This is a genomic window from Desulfosarcina sp., assembly GCF_033791525.1.
Lineage (GTDB): Bacteria > Desulfobacterota > Desulfobacteria > Desulfobacterales > Desulfosarcinaceae > Desulfosarcina.
The window spans coordinates 1-4,553 of sequence record NZ_JASJGN010000203.1 but is presented as its reverse complement, the minus strand read 5'-3'; the positions used below and the strand labels follow the sequence as shown (position 1 = coordinate 4,553).

Here is a 4,553-nt window from a genome sequence, read left to right as displayed (position 1 = left end):
ATTCACCCGGACCCAGCAGCTGCGGTATGTCATCTTCCCCCAGGCCCTGCGCCGGATCATGCCGCCCCTGGCCGGCCAGTTCATCTCCACCATCAAGGATTCGGCCATCGTCTCGGTGATCTCCATCCAGGAACTGACCTTTCAGGGCATGGAACTCATGGCCGCCACCTTTCTCACCTTCGAGGTCTGGATCACAATCCTGGCCATCTATTTCGTGATCTGCCTGGTCTGCTCCCTGCTGGTCGAGCGGTTTGAGCTGCACCTGAAAAAAGAAGCCCGACCCGCCTGACGGTATCGGGCCCGGCGAGGGGTCCAATTTCCACCGCAGCCACAACCGACAGGTTCCAGCGGCGCCGGGAGCGGCGACCTTTACACCAAGCCGGATTTAATCTAAGTTACAGCAACCCGATTCCGGGCATCCATTTTGCATTGACCGGTTAGCGGTAGCAGGAAAATGCGCCCATGGAGAATAAAATTGAGTAGGATATGAACCCACACGAACGCTGAGGAGTGTTTATGTTTACCGCCCAGGACATTCTGGATATTGCCATACGACTGGAAAAAAACGGCGAGAAAACCTACCGGGACGCCCGGTTGCATATATCGGGTGATGCGTTAAAGACCCTTCTGGCATGGATCGCCCAGGAAGAGCACAATCATGCCCGCTGGTTTACCGAGTTGAAAAACCGATTGACCCAGGGTGAGGATCACCATCTGATGGCGGAACTGAGCCGAGCCCTGGTGGAGGATGTAATCCAGGGGCAGGCCTTTTCCCTGGAGGAGGTCGATTTTGAAACCATCGACAGCCCGGACAAAATGCTCCGCACTTTTATCGGGTTCGAAGACGATACCATCGCATTTTACGAGGTTCTTAAAACCTTTATCGACGAAACGGCCATCGCCGCGCAACTGGAACAGATCATTCTCGAAGAGAAGAAACACATGGCAACGTTCCAAGAGATGTTGGCAGGGGATTGAACCACCCACGCATGCCGACAGCCCTTTTCCACCCTCGGGAAAGGCGCACCAACCAGCGTCTTTTTTCCCGACGGGTCATATTTTTTCCGACATCCGCCAATGGACGCCACTGCCTTGACTTTGCACAGCCTTCCCTTTATGGTACGACGGTTTAAAAATACCGGCCCGCGGGCCTGCCGATAAGGAATACCGATATCAATGGACAAACCATCAGATCAAACGCCCCAATTGCTGTTGCTGGTGGCCGGCGTCAAAGGGGCCATCGGCACCACGCTGGCGGCTGCCGTTGCCGCCATGCAGGAGAACCCATCGCTGATTCTATCCGGACTCACCACCGCCGAGAAGTTTGTTTTTCTGGGTGGCTGTTCCTCCGTCGCCATAGCCGGTTGGGATTTGTCCGCGGATGGCATCACCGACGCCATCACCCGTCACGGTGTGCTGCCCGAGGGCATGTGGCGACCCTATGAATCACGTCTGACACAGATATCCGTTTTTGATGCCCCCGAGGCGGCGCTGTCCATTGCAGACCAGGTCAAGCAGCTGCAGGCGGATATCCAGCAATGCCGCGATCGATGTCCAGATGCCCGTCCCGTATTGCTCAACCTGCTGCCGGCAACCCGCGACATCTCCGATCCGGCGCGCTTCACGAGTGTCGACCAACTCCTCAGCCAACCCGGTGCGGGCATCCTGCCTGACCTGGCCTATGTGATCGCAGCCATCGACGCCGGCATCCCGGTGGTCAACTTCACCCCCAACACCGTGGAACTGCCCGCCATCTGCAACCTTGCCGTGGCCAACGGGGTTCCCATCGCCGGCCGCGACGGCAAGACCGGCCAGACCTATTTCAAGGTGGTCCTGGCCTCTGCCCTGAAAGCCCGGGGCCTGTATGTGGACGGTTGGTACAGCCTTAACATCCTGGGCAACGCCGACGGTCTGAACCTGATGGAACCGGACCATGCCTGCGGCAAGCTGAACAACAAAACCAACCTGCTGGACGACATCCTCGGCTACTCAGTGGGTGAACGCTACGGCCGGTCGGCCCACAAGGTGCACATCGACTACTATCCGCCCCGGGGCGACGCCAAGGAGGCCTGGGACGTCATCGACGTCAGGGGAATTTTCGGCATGCCCATGAGCCTTCGCCTCAACCTGCAGGGCCGGGACTCTATCCTGGCCGCCCCCATGACCCTGGACCTGGCCCGCTGGGCAGCCGCCCTTCAAGTCGCCGGGTTCGCCGGCCCCGTTCCCGACCTGGGGTTTTATTTCAAGAAACCTGTGGGTAACAGCGCGCCGCTAACCTTCGAAGACCAGCTTGCCGCCCTGGAAAGTCTGGAATCCCGGATCGAATCCCGCATCAACAGAGATGACAATAGAATATAATCAACTTTACGCTGTATCAGGCTTTAAGAAAGCGTTCCTGGCAAGGCTATAGGGAGAAAGCCGTATTTTGGTATACTGCGACGACCGATAACACAGTCCAAGGGCGCTTTCCTAAAGCCTGCAGAGAGAGGATACCCCATGATTTTTGGCTATAGCACCAACGCCTTCGTGAAATATTCGCTGCTGGATTCCTTTGACATGATCGCCCGGCTGGGCTTTGCCGGTGTGGAGATCATGTGTGACCAGCCCCACCTTTACCCGCCCGAATATGACAACGCCGCGCTGACGAAAGTAAAGGCCTCGCTGGAAAAAAACGGTCTGAAGCCCACCAACCTGAACAGCTTTACGCTGTTTGCGGTGGGCGACACCTACCTGCCGTCCTGGATCGAACCGGAGGCCGAGCGCCGACGGATCCGCGTTGACCACACCCTGGCCTGCCTGGAGGTTGCCGCATTCATCGGATGTCGCAATATTTCGGTGCCGCCGGGAGGACCGCTGCCGGAAAACATGACCCGCAAGGAGGCCCTGCATCTGTTCCACCAGGGAATGGACCAGGTCATCCCCAAAGCAGAGGAGTTGGGGGTGCGGTTGCTCATCGAGCCCGAGCCGAACCTGCTCATGGAGCGCACGGCGGAGATCAAACCTTTCGTATCCGAGATCCAGACGCCGGCCGTCGGCATCAACTTCGATATCGGCCACTTCTACTGCGCCGGCGAAGACCCGGCCGCCGCCTTCGAAGAGCTGTACCCCTGGGTCGGCCACATTCACATTGAGGACATCGCTCCCACCCGCGAGCACAATCATCTCATCGCCGGCCTGGGCGCCATCGACTTTCCATCGGTTTTCACTGCCATGAAGCGGTCAGGTTACCAGTATGACATGAGCCTTGAGCTCTACCCCTACACGGATCGCCCCGAAGCGGCCGGCAAGGATAGCCTGGCCCACCTGCTACCGTTGCTGCGGGAGGCGGGACTGCATGATTGAGGGTTGAACCGGAGGCCAACCCATTTTCCGGAATCTTAAAATTATTCAAGGTCTTCTCCTATCAGAAGGGAACTTTTCTGACTTGTCAGGATCTGTTTCCTGATAGCATAAAATACAACCTCATTCGGTATTAACCCGCCTCAAGCTTCATAGCAGTTAATCGCACGTTTCAGAAGTTGTGGGGTATGATCTGGTTATTGCTGAAATCCTCCCGCAATAGAGGGACGTCAAATTTAGTTCTGGTTTGAACCTAAATTCATTTGATGCCATCGGACCACTTTGGTTTGAACAGGCAATCGTAAGAGGCCTCCGCTGAAATTTGCTGGGATTGACCTTCTATTTTTAGATCAGTTGGAAGATGGGGATAAAATTCACATGCCGAGTTGCCAAACGGTTTTTTTTGTATTTGATATATTTTGAATATGCGATAATTTTGGGACGATTTTCGGCAGTACCGTATGTGATTATCCAAACCAGGGAGTCATAAATTATAAACGCGTTTCCTGATAATGTGCTGGAATTGATCAATGCAAACCTTGGTGGCTTCAATAATGCGTTGGGGCTTCAGTTTACAAAAGCTGACCCGGATGAATACGTGGCTGAAATGGAGATTACCGACCGTCATCTACAACCCTATGGCCTGGTACATGGCGGAGTCTATGCCGGTATGATCGAAACCCTGTGTTCCACCGGTGCGGCCTTGACGGTCTGGGGAGAGAGTAAAACCACGGTCGGTTTGGAAAACAACACTTCGTTCCTGAAAGCCGTTCGTGGTGGCCGACTGCGCTGCACGGCCAGGCCGCTGTTACTGGGGAAACGGACACACGTCTGGGAGGCCGGCATTCATGATGATCAAGGCCGCCTGGTGGCCTCAGGTCGGATCCGTCTAATGGTCCTGGAGCCAGGGGCCGCAGTCGCCGGAAGGGAGGTAAGCATGCAGGTGAAAAATGATCCCGCCCGGTAACCCTACACCAAGCGGACCCGTTTTTCCCAGCTCTCTTCCTTTTTCAATTTCATACGCAACAACATCAATCCCGAACTTCGTAACCCATGCGATAGACCCATAATCCGAACGCTTTATCGCGTAAGAGTGCCTTTGAGATGGAATATCATCGAAAAGGAAAACTGGGGAAGGTCATTTCCGGCGCCCCCCCTTACCGCCACCGCCACGACCGCGGCCTCCTCCTGTCCCATCCCTTCGACCTTTACCA

The 4,553-nt window shown here is 55.8% G+C and carries 5 protein-coding genes; all 5 read left to right on the top strand.

Annotated elements, in window-relative coordinates:
* A partial coding sequence (locus QNK41_RS10055) for an ABC transporter permease subunit (RefSeq protein ID WP_319256312.1) occupies positions 1-289 on the top strand: 289 nt, incomplete at its 5' end.
* A 227-nt stretch (positions 290-516) separates the two neighbouring features.
* Positions 517-978 (top strand): ferritin family protein, encoded by a 462-nt coding sequence (locus QNK41_RS10050; protein ID WP_319256311.1) that lies wholly within the window; start codon positions 517-519, stop codon positions 976-978.
* 198 nt (positions 979-1,176) lie between these two features.
* Complete coding sequence (locus QNK41_RS10045; protein ID WP_319256309.1) at positions 1,177-2,358, top strand: inositol-3-phosphate synthase; 1,182 nt, start codon at positions 1,177-1,179, stop codon at positions 2,356-2,358.
* A 138-nt stretch (positions 2,359-2,496) separates the two neighbouring features.
* A complete protein-coding gene (locus QNK41_RS10040; protein ID WP_319256307.1) occupies positions 2,497-3,342 on the top strand; it encodes a sugar phosphate isomerase/epimerase family protein in 846 nt (281 codons plus the stop codon).
* 511 nt (positions 3,343-3,853) lie between these two features.
* A complete protein-coding gene (locus QNK41_RS10035; RefSeq protein WP_319256305.1) occupies positions 3,854-4,306 on the top strand; it encodes a PaaI family thioesterase in 453 nt (150 codons plus the stop codon).
* Positions 4,307-4,553 lie beyond the last annotated feature (247 nt).

Excerpts from the sequence above, each read along its gene's own strand:
- QNK41_RS10050 (WP_319256311.1), top strand. The coding sequence starts at position 517 with ATGTTTACCGCCCAGGACATTCTGGATATTGCCATACGACTGGAAAAA.
- QNK41_RS10040 (WP_319256307.1), top strand. The coding sequence starts at position 2,497 with ATGATTTTTGGCTATAGCACCAACGCCTTCGTGAAATATTCGCTGCTG.
- QNK41_RS10045 (WP_319256309.1), top strand. The coding sequence starts at position 1,177 with ATGGACAAACCATCAGATCAAACGCCCCAATTGCTGTTGCTGGTGGCC.